The organism is Aquabacterium olei (genome assembly GCF_003100395.1).
Classification (GTDB): Bacteria; Pseudomonadota; Gammaproteobacteria; order Burkholderiales; family Burkholderiaceae_C; genus Aquabacterium; species Aquabacterium olei.
Genome location: NZ_CP029210.1, coordinates 3,125,890 through 3,144,630 on the forward strand (window position 1 = coordinate 3,125,890; position 18,741 = coordinate 3,144,630).

An 18,741-nucleotide genomic window follows, 5' to 3' on the forward strand; every position below is an offset into this window, starting at 1 on the left:
CACGCCGCCGTCAACGCGCGGCCGGCCCGCTGTACGGCATCCATCCGATCGCGCCCGCGTGCAGGCTCTGCACAAACAGGCGCCCGCCGGCCTCGGTCGCCGCCGTGGTCTCCGGATAGCCGCCCTCGGGGTCCTGCAGGTCGTCCACGATGCGGCCCTGCTCGTCGAACGCCAGCACATGCCCATACGGCTTGGGCACGGGCCACATCGCGCGCGGCAACCGCAGGACCAGGCTCGGGATCCACGGCTGCGCGCCGCCCCGGTCGATCACCGGGCTGCGCGGTTTGGTCAGGCCCACCCAGATGCGCCCGCCTTCGCCCGCGGTCAGGTTGTCGGGAAAGCCGGGGAGGTTGTCGATCAGCACCGTCGCAGCCTGCTGGCGCAGCGCGTCATCCAGCGTCGGCACGCCGTTGTCGCCGGCCCCCGTCCGCACGAGCGACAGCTTGGCCAGGTCCACCTTCAGGATGCGGTAGGTGCCGGTCTCCGACAGGAACAGGCTTCGCCCGTCGCGCGAGAACGCCAGCCCATTGGGGAAACACAGCCCTTGCAGCGCCACGCGCGCCACACCCAGGGTCGGATCGAACGCGATCAGACGGCCACTGCAGCTGTGCTCCAGGATGTCGAGCACGCTCGCCTCGAAGGTGCTTCCCACCGCCTTGGCACCGAAGCGCCGCGAGGCATCGGTCAGCCAGATCGTGCCCCGGGCGTCGACCTTCACCGCATCGGCATAGCGCACCGGGTCGTCCGGGCCGGGGTGCTGAACCCGGTCGAGCAGGGTCTCGACCTGGGCCTGCGGGCCGCTGCCCGACACGCGCAGCAGGCCCCGCATGGCATCGGCCACCAGCAGGCGGCCTTGTGCATCGATGTCAAGGCCCAGCGGGCGCCCGCCGGTGTTCGCCACCCGCTCCTGTGTGCGGCCGTCGAGCGACAGCTTCAGCACGTCGCCGTTGTCCAGCCCGGTGTAGAGCGCATCCGCCGTGGCGAGGATGTGCTCGGGTCCGTGTTGCCCTTCGGCCAGCGACCAGGTCTGCAGGCCCGCCAAGCGGGTGTTGGCGGCATGGGCGCCGGTGTGGCCCGCGTCGGCAGGCGGCTGCCATGCGCGGGGCTGGATCGGCACCGGCCAGAAGGCCAGGTAGGCCACCAGGGCCATGACAGGGGTGGCCCAGCTGGCCAGCACCATGAGGCGGCCACGCTGGCGCGCGGGTGGAGTGGAAATCATCGTGTCAGAACCTCCGGGAAGGCCGCAGTGTCGCCGACCGCCCCACACGGCCCCGTGCGGAATCACCCGCGTCCCCCTGACCGGATGGGGCGCCGGCGCGACGCGATTGACGCCCCCTATCGGCGCGATCCAATCACCCGACTGGACCCGCGGCCGGAGCGCCCGGAAAATGAGAACCATTCTCAAACGCATCGCCTCCAGGAGTACCCCATGGCCAAGACCGCAACATTCGGCGTGATGCACGTGATGACCTCGTTCACCGTGACCTATGCGCTGACCGGCAGCATCACCATCGCCGGTGTCGTGACTTTCGTCGAGCCCCTGGTCAACACCGTGATGCACTACTTCTTCGACAAGTACTGGGATCACCCGGTGGCCCGCCGTGTGCGCCAGCAGCTGGCCCGCCTTCGCCCGATCGCCCGGATGCCCGACACGCAGGCCAGACAGGCATGAAAAAAGGGCGCCCTACGGGCGCCCTTCACGGCGGGATCGGGGGCGAGCCCCCGGCGCCTCACTTCTCGACGAAGGCGCGCTCGATCACATAGTCGCCCGGCACACCCTGCGACTCTGACACCTTGAAGCCGGCGTCGTCGAGGATCTTGCACAGGTCCCGCAGCATCGAGGGGCTGCCGCACATCATCGCGCGGTCGTTCTCGGGGCTCATCTGGGGCAGGCCCACGCCCTTGGCCAGCTCGCCGTTCAGAATCTGGTCGGTCAGGCGGCCTTGATTGCGGAAGGGCTCACGCGTGACCAGCGGGTAATAGATCAGCTTTTCCTGGATCAGCTCGCCCAGCAGTTCGTGCTGCGGCAGTTCCTTGCTGATGAAATCGTGGTACGCCAGCTCGCTCACATAGCGCACGCCGTGCACCAGCACCACCTTCTCGAACTTCTCGTAGGTGTACGGGTCCTGGATGATGCTCATGAACGGCGCCAGGCCGGTGCCGGTGCCGAACAGGTACAGGTTCTTGGCGGGGGTCAGGTCATCGACGACCAGTGTGCCCACAGCCTTGCGACCCACCAGGATCTTGTCGCCCGGCTGGATCTTCTGCAGACGCGAGGTCAGCGGGCCGTCCTGCACCTTGATCGACAGGAACTCGAGGTGCTCTTCGTAGTTGGCGCTGGCCACCGAGTAGGCGCGCATCAGCGGCTTGCCGTCGACCATCAGGCCGATCATCACGAAGTGGCCGCTGGAGAAACGCAGCGACGGGTCGCGCGTGGTCCGGAAGCTGAACAGCGTGTCGTTCCAGTGGTGGACGGAGGTGACGGTTTCTTCGTTGAACGCGGCCATGATGCTGGGCAAGAAAAGCGCGGCGAAAACGCTCGGCAGATGGGACGCTGAGCACGGCTTGCGCGCTCAGGAAAACCCTGTATTGTCGCCCAGAAACCGGACGCTTCGCCACGCACGGCGGCGCGCCCCCGTGTCCCGGGGCATTTGACGCGGCTTGCGCTATGCTGCATCACAGCATGCCGGCTGCCCGTCGCCCCGCTTGTTCGCCCCTGTTGTCTGTCACCGCATGAGCCCGCTCAACCCGTCCGACCTCGATCCCCGCACCGCCCTCGTCGTGTTTTCCGGAGGCCAGGACTCGACTGTCTGCCTGGCGTGGGCGCTGTCCCGCTACCGCCACGTCGAGACCATCGGTTTCGACTACGGCCAGCGCCACCGCGTCGAGCTGTACTGCCGCAACCGCGTGCGCAGCGAGCTCACCACCCACTTCCCGGGCTGGGCCAGCCGCCTCGGCATGGACCACCTGCTCGACCTGCGCCTGCTCGGCCAGCTGTCCGACACGGCCTTGACCGAAACCCGCGCGATCGAGATGCAGGCCAACGGGCTGCCCAACACCTTCGTGCCGGGCCGCAACCTGCTGTTCCTCAACTTCGCAGCCGCCCTGGCCTACCGGCGCGGTGCCTCGGTGCTGGTGGGCGGCATGTGCGAGACGGATTTCTCGGGCTACCCCGACTGTCGCGACAACACGCTCAAGGCCATGCAGGTGGCGATCAGCCTCGGCCTGGACACCCCCATGGTCATCGAGACCCCGCTGATGTGGCTCACCAAGGCCCAGACCTGGGCCCTGGCCGACCAGCTCGGCGGCGAGGCGCTCAACGCGCTGATTGCCGAGCACACGCACACCTGCTACCTGGGGGAGCGCCAGCAGCGCCACCCTTGGGGCTATGGCTGCGGCCGCTGCCCGGCGTGCGAGCTGCGCGCCCAGGGCCACACCGAGTGGCTGAACCGCGCCACACCGGCCGACTGATCCCCGACTGACCTGCTGTCCCACGCCATGTCTGTTTCTGATGTGATCCTGCTGGCGCTCGGCGCCATCGTGCTGTTCTGGGCCGTCGGCGCCTACAACCGGCTCATCCGCCTGCGCAACGAGATCGCCAATGCGTTCGCCCAGATCGACGTGCAGCTCAAGCGCCGCCACGACCTCATCCCCAATCTCGTCGAGACGGCCCGCGCCTACCTGCAGCACGAGCGCGACACGCTGGAGCGCGTGACCGCCGCGCGCGCCCAGGTCGTGGCCGCCACCGACCTCGTCAAGGCCCAGCCCAACCAGCCGGGCCCGATCAAGAGCCTGAACCTCGCCGAGGGCGCGCTGGCCGGGGCGCTCGGCCGCTTCATGGCCGTGGTCGAGGCCTACCCCGAGCTCAAGGCCGACCAGCAACTCCAGGATCTGCGCGAGGAGCTCACGCACACCGAAAACAAGGTGGCCTTCTCGCGCCAGCTCTTCAACGACGCCACGCTGGACTACAACAATGCCGCGCACCAGTTTCCGGCGAACCTGATCGCCGGACTGTTCGGCTTCAAGACCGCCGAGATGCTGCAGTCCACCCAGAGTGAGGCCGAGCGCGCGCCCGTCACCGTGCGACTCTGACGGCCGGGCCCATGCTGTTTCGCCGCCACCAGGAAGCCGCCGACCACCGCAGCCTGCAGCTGTATGCGTGGTTTGCCGTGATGCTGTTGGGCCTGGTGCTCGCGGTCAACGGACTGCTGGCCGGGCTGTGGCGACTGACCTCACCCTTCGGCGAAGGCTACCCCGCCCTCTTCTTCGAGACCAACACCGCCGTGGTCGCCCTGTTCGTGCTGGGCGGCTGCTTCTTCGAGACCCGGCGGCTGCGCGAAGGGGGTGGCCCCCGCGTGGCCCACTGGCTGGGTGGCCGCGAGCTCACCGAGCCCGCAGACGCCCTGCAGCGCCGCCTGCTCAACGTGGTCGACGAAATGGCGCTGGCCAGTGGTCAGCCCGTGCCGCGCGTCTACCTGCTGCCGCGCGAGGACAGCCTCAACGCCTTCGTGGCCGGCTGGGACGCGGGCGACACCGCCCTGTGCGTGACCCGCGGGGCGCTCGAGCGCCTGGACCGTGCCGAACTGCAAGGCCTCGTGGCGCACGAGTTCGGCCACATCCGCGCCGGTGACCTGCCGTTGTCGATGCGCCTGCTGGCGCTCGTCTGGGGTCTGTCACTGGTGCATGGCTTCGGCCGCTCGCTGATGGACACCGGCGAGGATGGCCGCGTCAGCCCGATGGCCTGGATGGTCGGCGCGCTGCTCGCGATCGTGGGCTGGCTGGGCTGGCTGGCTGGGCGCGCGCTGCAGGCCGCCGTTTCGCGACAGCGCGAGTTCCATGCCGATGCCAGCGCCGTGCAGTTCACCCGTTCGCGCGACGGCATCGGCCAGGTGCTGCGCAAGGTCTGGCACGACCAGCAGGCGCACGCAGCCCGGCTGCACCACCCGGCCGCCGGACTGGTGGCCAGCATGCTGATGCACCAGCCGGCGGGCGGCTGCCTGGCGACGCACCCGCGCCTCTCGGAGCGGATCCGGCGCCTGCACGGCCGCGTACTGCCGCCGATGCCGGCCACCGCCGTGCGCGCCGATGCCGAGCCCCGGCGCACGCGGCCGATTAACCCGCCCGGCGCCACGATGGCCGCCGCCCCCGCCAACCCGGTGCCCGCCGATGTGCACGGCCTGGCGCTGGCGACGCCAGACGATCGCGACGCGCTGGACCGCTTGCAGCGCCTGGGCGGCCCCACCGAGCAACGCCTGGCGGTGCTGGCCCTGATGATGGACCCGGCCAACGCACGCGAGCACAAACTGTGGCGCCAACAGGCCGAAGGCCTGCCCCATGCAGAGCGCATCCTCCGGGACGTCATGGCCCTCCAGCCGCCACGGCGGGTGCCCGAGTTCGAGCGACTCACAGCGCAGATGGCCCGTGATCCGGTCGCACAGCGGCGCGCCGTGGTGGAAGCAGGCCGCGACCTGCTGCGCGCCGACGGCCGTGTGAGCCCGCGGGATCGCCTGTGGTGGCTGAGCCTGCGGCATCGCCTCAACGACGCCCAGCGTGAAGCGCCCATGCTGCGCCCGGTCACCGGGCAGGGTCAGGATCTGGGCGAGCTCCCGCCGGACGCGTTGCAGGCCGTCGCGGCCCTGTCTGCTTATCTGGCGCGCATGCTGCCTGAACCGGAAACCGTTCCAGCGGGCGGAGAAACTTCCCGACCTCAGCGCGCCGCGGCGGCCGAGGCCTGGCTGAGCGGCATCGGGCGGCGCACCGGCCTGCCCGACATCACTGCCGCGCCGCCACCCGACGCCGACGGCCTGATGCTGGCCCTCACCACCGTGCAGGAGCTGTCATGGATGCTGCGCCCGCTGCTGGTCAAGGCCTGGGTCGAAGAGGCTGTGAACCACAGCCCCAACGGCGTCATGAGCGACGCCACCGCCGACGCGCTGCGGCTGGTGGCCGGGCTGATCGACGCCCCCCTGCCCCCCATGCTCTCGGCGCACTACCCGCGCGCCTGAGCCCGGCGCGTCAGGCCTCGCCAGCGCGCGGCAGCCTGGTCAGGCCCAGCAGCGCATTGCGCAGCTCTTCGGGCGCGGCCTCGCCGATGTACATGCGCAGGTAGATCTGGTAGGCCAGTTCGTTGTTGATGGCCGAGATGGGTTCGCCCTCGATCTGCAGCGGCCGGTTGTTGTGAAAAGCCATCCACCCGGTGCCCGGCACCCAGTCGAGGTTGACCACATCGCCCTTGACCACGCGCTTCACGTTGGCGTAGACCGCCCCGATCTGCCCCACCACCGAGATCAGCCGCTTGAACTCCTCGGGCGTGGCCGCCTGCTTGAAGTCGGCGATGAAGATCCGGGAAATGGTGGACGAGGTGAACTCGCGCAGGATGTTGAGCTGGATGCGGCGCACGCCATTGAGCCGGTAGATGGGCTCGGGGGTGGTGCGCTTTTCGGGCAGGTACAGCGCGGTCACATCGGCCTTGTAATAGCCCCGTTTGCGCACGCCGGCGCCATTGAGTACCAGCCTCTGCCCGTGCGCCGTCACGGTCTCGGGCAGTTCCACGCCTTCCAGCTCGTAGCCCGCTGCCTGCGCAGACGGAACCCACGGCATGAGGGCCGCGCCTGCCGCGCCCGCCAGCAGTTGCCGACGGCGCAGATCCAGCGACCCCTCTGTCAGTCGATCCTCTTGCATGTCCCTTACCTCCGGGCTGCAGACGGTTGAAGAAGGGTTCACAGCGGCTTGGACAGAGTCACCCAGAGGGACTGGCCTTCCGTGCGGTTGCGCGCGTTGAACTCCTGCAGCAGCTTGCCTTCGAGCATGAACTCGCCGCCGTTGCGGATCCAGGCGATGGCCGGGCCCGCGGCGTTGACGCTGGCCTTGTTGCCGTCGACCAGGGGCTTGTAGCCACCCAGGGCGGTTTGTCGCGCCACGCTGAAGCCGTCGAGTTTCTGCGTGTCACCGGTCAGCTGCCGCACGAAATAGCCCTGCACCCCCACGCGCACGTCGTCCGAGACAAAGGCCATGGCCTGCCAGTCGAGGTTGAACATGTGGCCCGAGAAGTAGCCGTTGTCCTTGTTGCGCGTGTTGAACGACAGCACCGTGCGGGCGGCCAGGTCCCACCCGTCGCCGATGAAGGCATACTGGAAGGACGGGCGGAAGGTGAAGAAGTTGCCGTAGCCCGCGTTGGCGCGGCGGGTGGCGTCGTAGTCGCCGGTGGGCACCACGATGGTGGGCGCAAACGAAGCCGACTGGTGGTCGCCGATCTCCCAGTGGATCACGGGCGAGAGTTCGATGTCGCCGATGCCGGTCGACTTGCTGTCCTGGGCATTGGCTGTTCTGGCAACCTGCTCGATGGTACCTGCGCGAATCGGCCCTGGCGTACCCGTCGGGAAGTTGAAGTTCGACACCGACAGATCGGCCTTGCGCTGCACCAGCGGGATCATGACCGTGAAGCCCAGGTTGCCGCCCCAGATGCGCTCGGTGCTGATGTAGGTCAGGCGGGTCAAAGCCGCACGAGCGTCGGCATGGATGTCGGCCTGGTAGGTCACCGCGGCGTTGGTCGGCAGCGCAGCGCGCGCCGCTTCGCCATCATTCCCCTTGAGCTTGCTCGCGTGGTACGACACCAGCGCCACCTGTCCGTACCAGCCCGGCACGACGGGCGAGCTCATGTCGCTGCCGCCCACGCCCGGCGAGTAACGCTGCAGCCCGTTGTCCGCCGCCTGCGCGGAGGTGGCTGCCGCCAGGGCCATCGCCAGGGTGGCCGCGCGGAAAGGCGCGGCAACATTGAATCCAAACTGCTTGCTGTGGCGGTCCATCGCGAATCCTTCTTGCTTTCCGTGTACTTCGGCGTACCGCTCAGCGCGCACGCTGTCCGGTCAACCTACTTTGCCGAGGGCGGGCCGATTCTGGCGCATCTGTGTCGCCATCGAACCACATCAGAAAACCCAAAATGTCACGATCCGCGAGCCGTGACATGCAGTCAGGGGGGAGGAACTACCCCCGGTGCATCACTCGCCTTCGCCGAACTTGTCGTTGATCAGCGCGACCAGCGCCTTCATGGCATCGTCCTCGCGGTCGCCATGGCACTCCAGCTCCACCGAGCTGCCCAGCCCCGCGGCCAGCATCATCACACCCATGATGCTCTTGGCGTTCACGCGCCGGTCGTTGCGGCTCATGAACACATCGCAGGGGAAACTGCTGGCCAGCTTGGTGAGCTTGGCCGAGGCCCGCGCGTGCAGGCCGAGCTTATTGCTGATGGTGACGGTGGTCTTGATCATGTGTGGGCTGTGTGACCTGGTTGTGCGGGCGGCTGGTGGCGATCTGCATCACGCCCTGCGTGCCCCCGGCCACTGCGCGCGTGATCAGGGTATCAAGGGGCTCGGCCGAGTAGTTCAGCGCGCGCCACAGCATCGGAACATTGGCGCCCGTGATCACTTTCACCCGCACGCCATCGGCCAGGCGCTGCACCGTGTTGCACGGCGTGGCCCCGAACACGTCGGTGAGGATCAGTGCCTCGCCGCGCGCATCGGAGGCAATCGCATCGGCGAGCAGCAGCCGCGCCTGGGCTTCCGTCTCGTCGGGCGGCATGTTGGGTTGTACGTCCAGAACCTGCAGGGTCTGCGCCGCTTCCGGAAAGCAATGCGCCGCCGCCAGCTTGAGGGCGGAGGCAAGGGGCGCGTGCGCGATGATGAACAGGCCGGGCATACAGACTGGGATTATCGGGCGCTCATTCAGGAAATTGAAAGCCGCGCAGGAAGGTGGTTGCCACATCCTCCCCGCTTTCGAGCGCCGGACGCTCGGCCGGCTGCCAGACCGTGGCCTGGAACACCGTCAGGCCGTGGGCGAAATGCCACGCATTCACCCGCATGGGCATGGGGCGACCCAGCCCGTCGGGCCGCTCGGTGACGAACGCCAGCCCCCGGGCCGCCGGCTGCGGCGTCATGCGGGGCACCGCGACGGGGGTCGGCGCCGCCTCGGTGGCTCGCCGGTCGGGCGCGACCAGCACCGCGGCCGCCTGCACGTTCTCGCGCAACGCCTGCTGCAGTCCCTCCATGGCCACGCCCACCTGGCGCACGTCCGCCACGCGCAGGTAGGCCAGCGACCAGCTCGTGCCCTCGTGCTGGCACACCAGCATCTGCACGCGCTGCGGGCCACCAAGGCCGGGAACCGGCACCATCCGGCTGGCGGTGTCGGGCTTGCACGGAAACCGGGCCACGAGCCCGTCTGCCTCGGGCGGGCGCATCTCACGCCAGTCCAGCGCCGGTGCACACGCTGTGAGCCACAGGGCGCTCATCAACAGGCTGGTCACGCCAAGCCGTCGCAACAGAGGCCCACGCAGGGACGTCTCGGTGTCAGTCATGTCGCCATTATCAGGATGTGCGCTCACCCTCACCCATGCGTGGGATGGACAGCAGGGGGCTGCCGCCGAACACTGGGCCCCTGCCCCCCGTTTGTCTGCATGCCCTCCACGCCCCATCACTCGCCGCTGTCCGATCTCCTGCGCGGCCTTGGCGTCGACGCCGGTGGTGCCCGAGAGCCTGCCCCGCCCCCTGAGAACGATGCCGCCACCGATGCCGAGCTGGACCGCTGGCACGAGCTGGTGGCACAGGTCGGCCGCGAACTGGCAGAGCCCCTGACGGCCGCGCTTGAGCGGGTCACGACCCTCACCACCACCGGCCGCATCGACCGGCTGGGGTTGCGCGCGCTGCGGGCCGAGGTCGATCGGGCCCGTCAGGCCGGCATCTGGTGCCAGCAGATTGCACGCCTGGCCTCGGGCCGGGTGCGCCAGTCTCCGGAGCGCGTGCACCTCACGCACACGGTGCAGAGCACGCTGGCCTACCGCACGCGCGAGCTGCAGGCGCGTGGCATCCAGCTCTCGCAGTCCCTGCTGCCGCTGGAGGTCCTCACCGACGCGTCGATGCTGTTCTCGCTGCTCAACGCCCTGATCGACTGGCTGCTCGAGGCTGCTCATGGCGTGGTCGAGTTGCGGATCGACCAGCGAGACTGGCCTGCCCGCGCGCGGCTCCAGGCGCGTCTGCAGCACCGCCCGCTCGACGAGGCCCGGCCGCCGTCGCCCGAGTTGCTGCAGCACCGGCTCGACACCATGCACTGGCACCTGCTCGACCAGACGGCCCGCAGCATGGCACTGCTCATCGATCGGCAGATCGACGCCACGCACGCGGTGCTGACGCTTGAATTCCCCAGGACGGTCAATGCCGTCATGCCGCAGCTGGACGACGACGACCAGTATCACGGCTTCTCGACCTCGGTCAACTCCAAGCCGCTGGCTGGCAGCCACGTGCTGGTGGTGGCCAGCCGACGCGATCTGCGCGTGCAGATCCGGGAGGCCAGCCGCGACATGGGCCTGGTGATGGATTTCGTCGGCTCGGTGCGTGAAGCCCGCGCCTTCTGCGATGAAGGCCTGCCGCATGCGATCGTGTTCGAAGGCCTGCTGCGCGGGCGGGCGTTCGACGAACTGGTGGCCAGCATCCGTCAGGAAGTGCCGGAGTTCGTGTTCATCGAGGTGGCGGAACAAGGCCAGAGCTTCGAGGCTTCCACCCTGTCAGGCACGGGCATGGCCCGCATCGGCGCCGACGGCATCGCCAGCAACCTGCCCTCGGCGCTGGTGTTCGAGCTCTCGCGCATCATGTGACCGGGGCCGCTGCGTGCGCGGCCCCCGCTGGCGTCAGGCCACTGGTTCGGCCAGCAGCTTGTCGATGAGCTGGTGCAACGCCGCGAAGTCCGGCTCGCCCACGTAGCGTTTCACGACTTCGCCGCGGCGGTTGATGACAAAAGTGGTGGGCGTGAACTGCACCGGCCCGAATCCCGCAGCGAGGCGGCCGTCATGGTCGATCGCGACACGGAAAGGCAGCTTGCGGCTCTGCACGAACTGCGTCACGTACGCCGGCGGGTCGTATTCCATGGCCACCGCGAGCGTTTCCATCCCGCGGTCCTTGAAGCGCTGGTGGGTGGCGACCAGCTCCGGCATTTCCTTCACGCAGGTGCTGCAGCTGGTGGCCCAGAAGTTCACCAGCGCCACGCGGCCCTTCAGGTCGGTCAGCTGGTGACGGGAGCCGTCAAGCTCGGTGAAAGGCAACTCGGGCAGTTTGGAACGGGCGTCCTCGCCACAGGCACCCAGCCAGGGCGACAGGGCCACCACGGAACCCAGCGCCAGCACCTGGCGACGACGGACAGACAGCTTGAGCATCATCGGATCACACCTTGAAAAGGCCACACTCGGCCCTTGCCATGCCCCACATTGTGGCGCGTTCGCCGGGCCGGCGCTCAGGAGGGCTTACGCGGCGCAGGGGGCGCCGCAGGCTGGACCTCGCCTGCGGCCTCGGCGGCATCCGGCTCGAACCGGACCTTCTCGACCTGGGGCTGCGCCCAGCTGCCCGTGATCCGGAAGGCCTGGGCGCTGGCCTCGCTGACCTGCTTGCGCAGCAACACCTGGGCGAGAAAGGTGCCCAGCCCCACCACCGGGTTGATTGCGGCATAAGCGAGCGAGGCCCCGCCGGCATTGAGGTCGGGCAGCACATACACATGCAGATCCTGCGTTTCACGGGCCAGATCGGCCTGCCCGTCCATCAGCACCAGCGCCTGCACGCCGCGCATGCGCAGGGCCCGGGTGCGCGCCACGCCCTGGTCGATGGTGACCTGCCCATCGATGCGGTCGAAGCCGAAGCCTTGCTGGAAGACATCGCGAAAATCGAGGGTGAGCCGCCGCGGCAGGGACTGCAGGCTCAGCACGCCCAGCAACTTTGCCATCCCGGGGTCGGCCTTCAGGAACCGTCCTTCGGCGATCTGCACCGCGACGTCGCCGCTCATGCTGGCGGGATCGGGCTCCAGCGGTGACCCGGCCCAGCTGATCTGCCCGCTCAGCGTGCCGCGGCCGCCCTTGAGCGTCTGCGGCAGGCCCAGGCGGGCCAGCAAGGTGCCGCTGTTGGCCAGGTCGAGCTGGAAACCGAAGGCCGAGCGGGTCCGGCCGCTTTCCGGCGCGGTCCACTGTCCGCTGGCGCGCAACTCGGCATCGGCGTTGCTGATGCGGAAGGTGTCAAGCCGCCACTCCGGCAGGCCGGTGCGCCCAGGCTGTGTCGATGGCCGGTTGACGGCCTGCACCTCGATGCGCCCCAGGGGAATGCCACGCCACTCGAAATCGTCGATGACCACGTCGAGCGCAGGCACCGAGGTTGATTCACGTTGCTGAAGTCGGGCAGTGGCGCGCTCGGTCAGGGCGCGGGCCTCGGACGCCGGCACAGACAGGCGCGACAGCCGCGCCACCAGCCGGCCTGCGCGCAAGGCGCCGCTGGGCGAGGCCGGATCGCTCAGCCATTCCAGCTGCCCGGCCGCCTGCTGCGCGTTGAGCTGCACGCGCCACAGGCCATCATCGGGATGGGCCACGGTCGCCTGCAGGTCACGCAGGGTGCGGCCTTGCCAGCTGAGGGCATTGGCTTTCAGGGTCACCGTGTCGGGCAGGTAATCCTCCAGCTCGGCATCGGGCGGCGTGTGATGGGCGCCGCCCTTGTACGCCACGGCGCTCGGCAAGGCGCCCTGCGCATGCGTGGGGGCGGCAGGGGCCGTGGCGGCCGCCAGCCACGCGTCGACGTCCGCGGTGTCCAGGAAGGCCTGCGCGGCAATCCCGCGCGGCGGCATGGCCGGCAGGGCAGGCAGCCCGGCGCCCGCCTGCACCAGGCTCATGACCCCACGCGTCACGGTAGAGCGGGGCTGGCTCACGTCGCGACGCAGGTCCACATGCAGCCAGGGCACGCCACCGGACAGCGGCACCGGCGCACCGAGATCTACCACGATGGCGTCGTGGCGCCCGTCGGGGTCGTCCGCACGGTGCACCACCTTCAACGGCCAGCTCGCGTTGGCAGGCTTGTTCAACGGGGCGGGCAAGTGCACAGCCAGCCCTTGCAGGCTCGAGCTCACCACCACCTCGGGTTGGCCGCGGCCGGGGCCTGTCGTGGGCACGGTCACCAGCACGGCAGCCGGGGTCTCGCCCTGGGCGTGCTGACCCAGGCGCTTGAGCGCGGGCCACTCGTGTGCCTGCCGAAGCCCCTCGCCGCTGATGCTGCCCCGCGCCTGAATGCGGGTCTGGCCGGTGGCGTCCACGCCCCCTTCCACCACAAAAGGCTGCCCCCACAACTGGGTTTCCGCCTGGATCTGCAGCGTCTGCTCGGTGAAGGTCACGCGACCGCGCACGGCCTGGAACGTAGGCAGACCGGGCATCAGCCGCAGGCTGGCGGCATCCCGCTCGGCCAGTTGCACCTGCCCGCGCACCCGCGTGTCGCTCGTGTGGTTCAGCGGGATGTCCAGCGACAGCTGCATCGTGCCGGAGCCCGTGGCCTGTGACTGGCTCATCACGTCACCGGTCCAGCCTCCCACCGGCGATGCCGACAGAAAGCGCAGCATGTCGTCCAGCGGACCGTCACCGCGCCCCTGAATCGTCAGATGGGGCTCGTCCGCGCCGAGGTCGTCGATGCGGCCCTCCACTTCCTGCAGGCGAAACCCACCCGACCCGAGCCCGCCCAGGCGGCCGCGCGCACCGCGGATCAGCATGCGCTGCCCCTCGAAACGCAGCTCCCCATCCAGTGCGGTGAACGCCGGCCAATGCCCTGCGTCCAGGGCGGCAGGCACGTAGTCAAGGTGCAGCTGGCGTACCGGCACCGTCACGCGGAAGCGGCCGCCGCGGTCGTCCTTGAACGGAAACGCATCCAGGTCACCGCGCACCTCGAAGACCACGCGCTCGCCCTTGCCTTCACGCAGCGCGTGCTGCACGTAGTCGCGCGCGTCCTTCGGAATCTCCAGCGGCAGGTAGCGCCACACCCGGTCGGCGCGGGCCTGCTGCAGCTCGCCATCCAGCTGCAGCCGACCGGGCAAGCGCTTTGCGCCGTCGCCCGTCTGCCAGCGCCCGCTCAGCCGCCCCCGCGCATCGGGGTTGGCAAACTCGGCCTCCCGCACCCGCAACTCGAACCCCGCAGGCTGCCCCGACGCCCCCGGCTGCATGCGCCAGGTGACGCGGCTGCGCAGGCGATCCAGCGGCACCTCCGGCAACTCGAACACCCCCGGGAAGGCCATCCATCCGCCGGCCACGCTGAGATCGGCCTCACCGCCCTGCTCGCTGGCCGTGACGGTCACATCGGCACCCGCCAGGCCCGGCCGACCGGAGGCCGCATCGGGCGCCCAGGCCAGCCCCCGCGCCCGCCCTGACGCCGTGTAACGTTGCGGCGCCTCGGGGCGCCCTTCCCACTGCCAACGCAGGTCCTCGACCACGCCTTGAGGCGCGAGGTCTGCCAGGCGGGTGCGCACGCTCGCCGCCAGCGGCAGGCGATTGGCCAGGCGGGCCAAGAGCGCCAGGTCCAGGCGATCGGCACGGACATCACCGCCCTGAGTCAGCGCCCACAGCTGTTCGGTCAGCCCGCCCCCCGCGGGCCAGGGGGCATGCCGCCATTCCAGGCTCGCGCTGCTGCGGGGCCACGTCAGCCCCTCGTCGAGTTCAAACGCAAGATCCGTCCATGTCAAACGGGTGACCCGCGTCTCATGGGCCAGCGCCACCCGCCCCTGCAGGCGCCGAAAAGCCAGCGGCTCGGTGTCGCGGGCCAGTTGCACCTGCACGGCCGCGACATCGACATCCAGGCTCACCGAGGTCACCAGGCCCGAGCGCACGCCCATCGTCGCCATGATGCGCCCATGCCCGCCAGCCACCTGCACCGGCAGGCTCACATGCTGGCGCAGGGTCTGCACATCCACACGGGGCAGGCTGGCCGTGACTTCACCGCGCCAGCTGGCCAGGTCGCCCGCCCGGGTCGTGCGCAGCGCCACCTGCCGCCACCAGCCCGGCGCACCGTCGCGGGTCTCCGCCGCGGGGCCCGTCAGCCACAAAGGCTGCTGAAAGCGCCCGCGCAACTCGATGCGTTCCCCGAACGCGGCCGGCGGTGTGGCCTGCAGCCGCACGTCGTGCAGGCGCTGCCCCAGCCCGGGGCGGTTCGTCAAACGCAGCTCCACCTCGCGCAAGGCCAGTGGCGCCCCCCCACGCAGCTCGTCCTGCCACAGCACCGTACCCTGTCGGATTTCGATGCGCGACTGGCTCATCACCCAGTCCAGCATGGCCCCGTCCGCGCTGGCCGACGCACGCGAGGGCTCGATCTGCAGCCCCGCCACATGCCAGCGGCCTTCGGTGTCCCGCCGCACAGCGAGCTCGGGCGCCAACAGCGTGAGCCGCCCCAGCACGAGCTGCCGCTGCCACAGCGACAGCGGCGACAGCGTCAGGGGCGAAAGGCGCGCGGTCACTTCGGGCAGGCGCAGGCCCACCCGTCCCTGCCGGTCCAGCAGCCGCACATCGCGCAGGGACAGCACGGGCCACAGCCCTTGTGCTTCGCCGTGAAGCTGCCCAATCTGCACGGGCACCCCCAGCGCCCGTGTGGCTTGTTCAGCCACATCAAGGCGCCACTGGTCGGCGCGGGGCAGAATCAGCCACAACAGCGCCGCCCAGGCCAGCACCAGCACCCCACATGCGCCCAGCAGCCCCCAGGCCAGCCAACGCACCCCACCCAGGCCCGCGCGTCCCAGCGTGCCGAAGTGGCGCCCCAGGCCGCGCATGCGCCCCTCAGGGGGCGCCGGCGTCACTGGATCGACAGAAGGCACAGCGCCTTCTTCAACAGGACGCTCGGACAAGGGCTTGGACATGGGCAGGCAATCTCAGTCGATCCCCCTACAGCGCAACAGCCGCGCTTGACCTACCATCGCAGCTCAAGCCCCCGGGATCGACAACCGAATACCCTAGCACAGACCTCCCGCGGCGCCCCAGGTTCCATGTTTGAATTCCCCTTCGACGCCGTCGTCACGGCCGCCCCCGCAGCCCACGCCCGCTACGTTCAGCGCATCCGGCGCCGATACGAGCACGAGGTGCAGGCCTTCGCCACCCACCACCCGGGGCTCCCCCGCGCGGCCGAGATCCGCGCCCTGATCGAGCGGCTGCGCGCGCAGGGCCGAGAACTGCCATCGGCCCTGCGGGTCGGCCGGCAGCTGGTGCTCGAGCGTCTGGCCACGCTCGATGTCGAACAGGGCGCCGCGATGGTGGACATCACCGCGGCCATGACGGAGCTGGCCGAGGTCACGCTCGACATCGCGCTGCAGGCCGCGCAGGACGAGCTCGACGTGCGTCATGGGGCCCCGCTCGACGGACAGGGTCGCCGCGTCGACATGTGGGTCGTCGGCATGGGCAAGCTCGGCGGGCGCGAACTGAACGTCTCGTCCGACATCGACCTGATCTACGTGTACGAGGAAGACGGCCACACCGCAGGCGCCCCCAACGGCACCGGCCGGATCACCGTGCACGAGTACTTCGCACAGGTGGCCCGCCGGCTGTCCACATTGATCGGCGACACCACCGAGGACGGCTTCGTCTTCCGTGTCGACCTGGCGCTGCGCCCCAACGGCAACTCCGGCCCACCCGTGGTCAGCATGGCGATGCTGGAGGAGTACTTCCTGGTGCAAGGCCGCGAATGGGAGCGCTTTGCCTGGCTCAAGAGCCGCATCGTGGCCCCGCGTGCGGCCATGCCGGGCGGTGAACGCCACGACCGGGCCCTGGCCCTGCGTGACCTGACCATCCCCTTCGTCTTCCGCCGCTACCTCGATTACGGCGTGTTCGAAGGCCTGCGTCAGCTGCACCGCAAGATCCGCGACGAGGCCAACCGCCGCGCCGCCGGCCGCCCCGAGCGCGCCAACGACGTCAAGCTCTCGCGTGGGGGCATCCGCGAGATCGAGTTCACCGTGCAGCTGCTGCAGGTGGTGCGCGGCGGCCAGTTCCCCGAGATCCGCACCCGCAGTACCCTGCGCGCCCTGCAGCGCCTCAGCGCCCGCGGGCTGATTCCGCAGGCCACCGCCAACTGGCTGGCGCAGGCTTACGTCTTCCTGCGCCGCGTCGAGCACCGCATCCAGTATCTGGACGACCAGCAGACCCACCTGCTGCCAACAAACGACGCCGACCTGGCCTGGATCGCCACCAGCCTGGGCCTGCCCGGCCGCAAGATCCTGACGCCCACGCCGCCCACCTCGGCGCCGTGCACGCCCCCGGACGACGCCGATTGCCAGGGCGCCACCTGCCAGCTGCTGGAAGCCCTGTGCAGCGTGCGCGAGTTCGTGGCCAATGAGTTCGACGCACTGCTGCACGACGGCCGCAGCCCCAGCCCGGGCGAAGGCTGCCGCTCGTGTGGCGGCCCGCCGATGCCGGTCGACAGCGACGATTTCATCGCCAAGCTGCCCGAACCGATAGCAGGCCGTGTGCGCGACTTCGCACAGCAGGGCAAGGTCGCCATGCTGCCCGATGCCGGCAAGCTGCGCCTGGCCAAGCTCATCGGGCGAGCCACCCATACAGCACTCAGTGAAGGCAAGGACGGACAGCCGCCGCTCGGCGCCGACGCCGTGCTGCACTTCATCGACTGGCTCAATCCGCTGCTGCGCCGCGACAGCTACCTCTCGCTGCTGGCCGAACGGCCCGAGGTGCAGAACCGGCTCCTGCGTCTGCTGGGCCTGGCCAAATGGCCGATGCGCTATCTGCTGCGCCACCCCGGCGTCATAGACGAGCTGGCCGACCCACGCCTGATGGACGGCCGCTTCGACGCCGCGGCCTACCAGCAGGAGCTGACCGACCGCCACCGCGCCTGGTCCCGCGCCGGCCAGGCCGATGAAGAGGCCCTGCTCGACACACTGCGCCGCGCGCACCATGCAGAAGTCTTCCGCACCCTGGTGCGCGACGTCGAAGGCCTCATCACCGTCGAGCAGGTAGCCGACGACCTTTCTGCCCTGGCCGACGCCACCGTGTCCACCGCCATCCAGTGGGCCTGGGGCCACCTGCAGCAGCGCCCCGGCAAACAGGGCGCATGGGCGGTCAACCACGAGCCGCACTTCGCCGTCATCGCCTACGGCAAGCTCGGCGGCAAGGAGCTGGGCTATGGGTCCGACCTCGATGTCGTCTTCCTCTACGACGACAGCCAGGACGACGTCGACACCTCCGCCGGCCCCGACACACCCAGCGCCATCGACGCCTACCTGCTGTTCGCGCGCAAGCTCATCACCTGGCTCACGCTGCGCACCGCGGCGGGTGAACTGTTCGACATCGACACCGCACTGCGGCCCAACGGCAACTCCGGCCTGCTGGTCACGTCCTTCCACTCGTACGACGACTACCAGCGCCAGCGCGGCAGCAACACCGCCTGGACCTGGGAGCACCAGGCACTGACCCGCGCGCGCTGGTGCGCCGGCGATGCCGCCCTGGCCGAGCGTTTCGAGACCACGCGGCGCAACGTGCTGGCGTCCGAGCGCGACCCGCTCGCGCTGCGCGACGAAGTGCAGGCCATGCGTGAACGCCTGCGCAGCGCCCACACCTGCCCCGCCGGTCAGTTCGACGTGAAGCACAGCCCGGGCGGCATGATCGACGTGGAGTTCGCCGTGCAGTACCTGGTGCTGGCGCACAGCCACCGCCATGCGGGTCTGCTCGACAACGTCGGCAACATCGCCCTGCTGCAGCACGCGGAAGACGTCGGGCTGCTACCGGCAGGCGCCGGTGCGGCAGCCGGCAAGGCGTATCGCGAGCTGCGTCGCCTGCAGCACCGTGCGCGCCTGAACGAGTCGCCCACCCGCCTGGAAGGCGAGGCCCTGGTGGCCATCGAGCCGCATCGCCAGGCCGTGCTCACCCTGTGGGCCAGCGCCTTTCCGACCGAACCCACACCGGCCCCACCGGGCGCCTGA

Annotated in this window: 15 protein-coding genes; 6 read left to right on the plus strand and 9 right to left on the minus strand. The window is 69.7% G+C overall.

Annotated elements, in window-relative coordinates; genetic code table 11:
• Nucleotides 1-10: 10 nt before the first annotated feature.
• Nucleotides 11-1,219: an SMP-30/gluconolactonase/LRE family protein gene (locus tag DEH84_RS14005; protein ID WP_245932595.1), complete on the minus strand. Its 1,209-nt coding sequence runs from the start codon at nt 1,217-1,219 to the stop codon at nt 11-13.
• A gap of 210 nt (nt 1,220-1,429) precedes the next feature.
• Between DEH84_RS14005 and DEH84_RS14010 the strand changes: the two genes are divergently transcribed.
• A complete protein-coding gene (locus DEH84_RS14010) occupies nt 1,430-1,672 on the plus strand; it encodes a DUF2061 domain-containing protein (protein ID WP_109037408.1) in 243 nt (80 codons plus the stop codon).
• 58 nt (nt 1,673-1,730) lie between these two features.
• Here the strand turns inward: DEH84_RS14010 and DEH84_RS14015 are convergent, their stop codons facing one another.
• Nucleotides 1,731-2,507: a ferredoxin--NADP reductase gene (locus DEH84_RS14015; RefSeq protein ID WP_109037409.1), complete on the minus strand. Its 777-nt coding sequence runs from the start codon at nt 2,505-2,507 to the stop codon at nt 1,731-1,733.
• Between the two features lie 226 nt (nt 2,508-2,733).
• On the opposite strand from DEH84_RS14015, the gene queC reads away from it, so the two are divergent.
• From queC to DEH84_RS19315, 3 genes are read left to right on the plus strand one after another with little or no spacing between them, the layout of a single operon-like run.
• Complete coding sequence (gene queC, locus DEH84_RS14020) at nt 2,734-3,471, plus strand: 7-cyano-7-deazaguanine synthase QueC (protein WP_109037410.1); 738 nt, start codon at nt 2,734-2,736, stop codon at nt 3,469-3,471.
• Between the two features lie 27 nt (nt 3,472-3,498).
• The gene (locus tag DEH84_RS14025) at nt 3,499-4,092 is read left to right on the plus strand and encodes a LemA family protein (RefSeq protein ID WP_109037411.1); all 594 of its coding nucleotides are present in this window, start codon (nt 3,499-3,501) and stop codon (nt 4,090-4,092) included.
• An 11-nt stretch (nt 4,093-4,103) separates the two neighbouring features.
• Complete coding sequence (locus DEH84_RS19315) at nt 4,104-6,005, plus strand: M48 family metalloprotease (protein ID WP_218929727.1); 1,902 nt, start codon at nt 4,104-4,106, stop codon at nt 6,003-6,005.
• 10 nt (nt 6,006-6,015) lie between these two features.
• Here DEH84_RS19315 and DEH84_RS14035 read toward each other — a convergent pair whose 3' ends face one another.
• The 5 genes from DEH84_RS14035 to DEH84_RS14055 all read right to left on the minus strand — a co-directional run bounded on the left by DEH84_RS14035 (nt 6,016) and on the right by DEH84_RS14055 (nt 9,349).
• Nucleotides 6,016-6,681 (minus strand): chalcone isomerase family protein, encoded by a 666-nt coding sequence (locus DEH84_RS14035; protein ID WP_109037412.1) that lies wholly within the window; start codon nt 6,679-6,681, stop codon nt 6,016-6,018.
• 38 nt (nt 6,682-6,719) lie between these two features.
• Nucleotides 6,720-7,805 (minus strand): SphA family protein, encoded by a 1,086-nt coding sequence (locus tag DEH84_RS14040; protein ID WP_109037413.1) that lies wholly within the window; start codon nt 7,803-7,805, stop codon nt 6,720-6,722.
• A 192-nt stretch (nt 7,806-7,997) separates the two neighbouring features.
• A complete protein-coding gene (locus DEH84_RS14045) occupies nt 7,998-8,267 on the minus strand; it encodes an HPr family phosphocarrier protein (protein WP_109037414.1) in 270 nt (89 codons plus the stop codon).
• Nucleotides 8,236-8,694, minus strand: coding sequence for a PTS sugar transporter subunit IIA (locus DEH84_RS14050; protein WP_109037415.1), 459 nt, complete (start codon nt 8,692-8,694; stop codon nt 8,236-8,238). Before DEH84_RS14050 ends, DEH84_RS14045 begins: the two co-directional genes overlap by 32 nt.
• A 22-nt stretch (nt 8,695-8,716) precedes the next feature.
• Nucleotides 8,717-9,349, minus strand: coding sequence for a hypothetical protein (locus DEH84_RS14055; protein WP_109037416.1), 633 nt, complete (start codon nt 9,347-9,349; stop codon nt 8,717-8,719).
• Between the two features lie 99 nt (nt 9,350-9,448).
• On the opposite strand from DEH84_RS14055, the gene DEH84_RS14060 reads away from it, so the two are divergent.
• The gene (locus DEH84_RS14060) at nt 9,449-10,642 is read left to right on the plus strand and encodes a hypothetical protein (RefSeq protein WP_179950592.1); all 1,194 of its coding nucleotides are present in this window, start codon (nt 9,449-9,451) and stop codon (nt 10,640-10,642) included.
• A gap of 33 nt (nt 10,643-10,675) precedes the next feature.
• Here the strand turns inward: DEH84_RS14060 and DEH84_RS14065 are convergent, their stop codons facing one another.
• Entirely contained in the window at nt 10,676-11,200 is a 525-nt protein-coding gene (locus DEH84_RS14065; RefSeq protein ID WP_245932596.1) for a TlpA family protein disulfide reductase, read from the minus strand.
• A gap of 74 nt (nt 11,201-11,274) precedes the next feature.
• Nucleotides 11,275-15,678, minus strand: coding sequence for a YhdP family protein (locus DEH84_RS14070; protein WP_109037417.1), 4,404 nt, complete (start codon nt 15,676-15,678; stop codon nt 11,275-11,277).
• A 126-nt stretch (nt 15,679-15,804) separates the two neighbouring features.
• On the opposite strand from DEH84_RS14070, the gene glnE reads away from it, so the two are divergent.
• On the plus strand, nt 15,805-18,741 hold the full coding sequence (gene glnE, locus DEH84_RS14075; RefSeq protein WP_109037418.1) for a bifunctional [glutamate--ammonia ligase]-adenylyl-L-tyrosine phosphorylase/[glutamate--ammonia-ligase] adenylyltransferase: 2,937 nt from the start codon (nt 15,805-15,807) through the stop codon (nt 18,739-18,741).

Coding starts and splice junctions, on each gene's coding strand:
- DEH84_RS14005 (WP_245932595.1), bottom strand. CDS start 1,219: ATGATTTCCACTCCACCCGCGCGCCAGCGTGGCCGCCTCATGGTGCTG.
- DEH84_RS14010 (WP_109037408.1), top strand. CDS start 1,430: ATGGCCAAGACCGCAACATTCGGCGTGATGCACGTGATGACCTCGTTC.
- DEH84_RS14015 (WP_109037409.1), bottom strand. CDS start 2,507: ATGGCCGCGTTCAACGAAGAAACCGTCACCTCCGTCCACCACTGGAAC.
- queC (WP_109037410.1), top strand. CDS start 2,734: ATGAGCCCGCTCAACCCGTCCGACCTCGATCCCCGCACCGCCCTCGTC.
- DEH84_RS14025 (WP_109037411.1), top strand. CDS start 3,499: ATGTCTGTTTCTGATGTGATCCTGCTGGCGCTCGGCGCCATCGTGCTG.
- DEH84_RS19315 (WP_218929727.1), top strand. CDS start 4,104: ATGCTGTTTCGCCGCCACCAGGAAGCCGCCGACCACCGCAGCCTGCAG.
- DEH84_RS14035 (WP_109037412.1), bottom strand. CDS start 6,681: ATGCAAGAGGATCGACTGACAGAGGGGTCGCTGGATCTGCGCCGTCGG.
- DEH84_RS14040 (WP_109037413.1), bottom strand. CDS start 7,805: ATGGACCGCCACAGCAAGCAGTTTGGATTCAATGTTGCCGCGCCTTTC.
- DEH84_RS14045 (WP_109037414.1), bottom strand. CDS start 8,267: ATGATCAAGACCACCGTCACCATCAGCAATAAGCTCGGCCTGCACGCG.
- DEH84_RS14050 (WP_109037415.1), bottom strand. CDS start 8,694: ATGCCCGGCCTGTTCATCATCGCGCACGCGCCCCTTGCCTCCGCCCTC.
- DEH84_RS14055 (WP_109037416.1), bottom strand. CDS start 9,349: ATGACTGACACCGAGACGTCCCTGCGTGGGCCTCTGTTGCGACGGCTT.
- DEH84_RS14060 (WP_179950592.1), top strand. CDS start 9,449: ATGCCCTCCACGCCCCATCACTCGCCGCTGTCCGATCTCCTGCGCGGC.
- DEH84_RS14065 (WP_245932596.1), bottom strand. CDS start 11,200: ATGATGCTCAAGCTGTCTGTCCGTCGTCGCCAGGTGCTGGCGCTGGGT.
- DEH84_RS14070 (WP_109037417.1), bottom strand. CDS start 15,678: ATGTCCAAGCCCTTGTCCGAGCGTCCTGTTGAAGAAGGCGCTGTGCCT.
- glnE (WP_109037418.1), top strand. CDS start 15,805: ATGTTTGAATTCCCCTTCGACGCCGTCGTCACGGCCGCCCCCGCAGCC.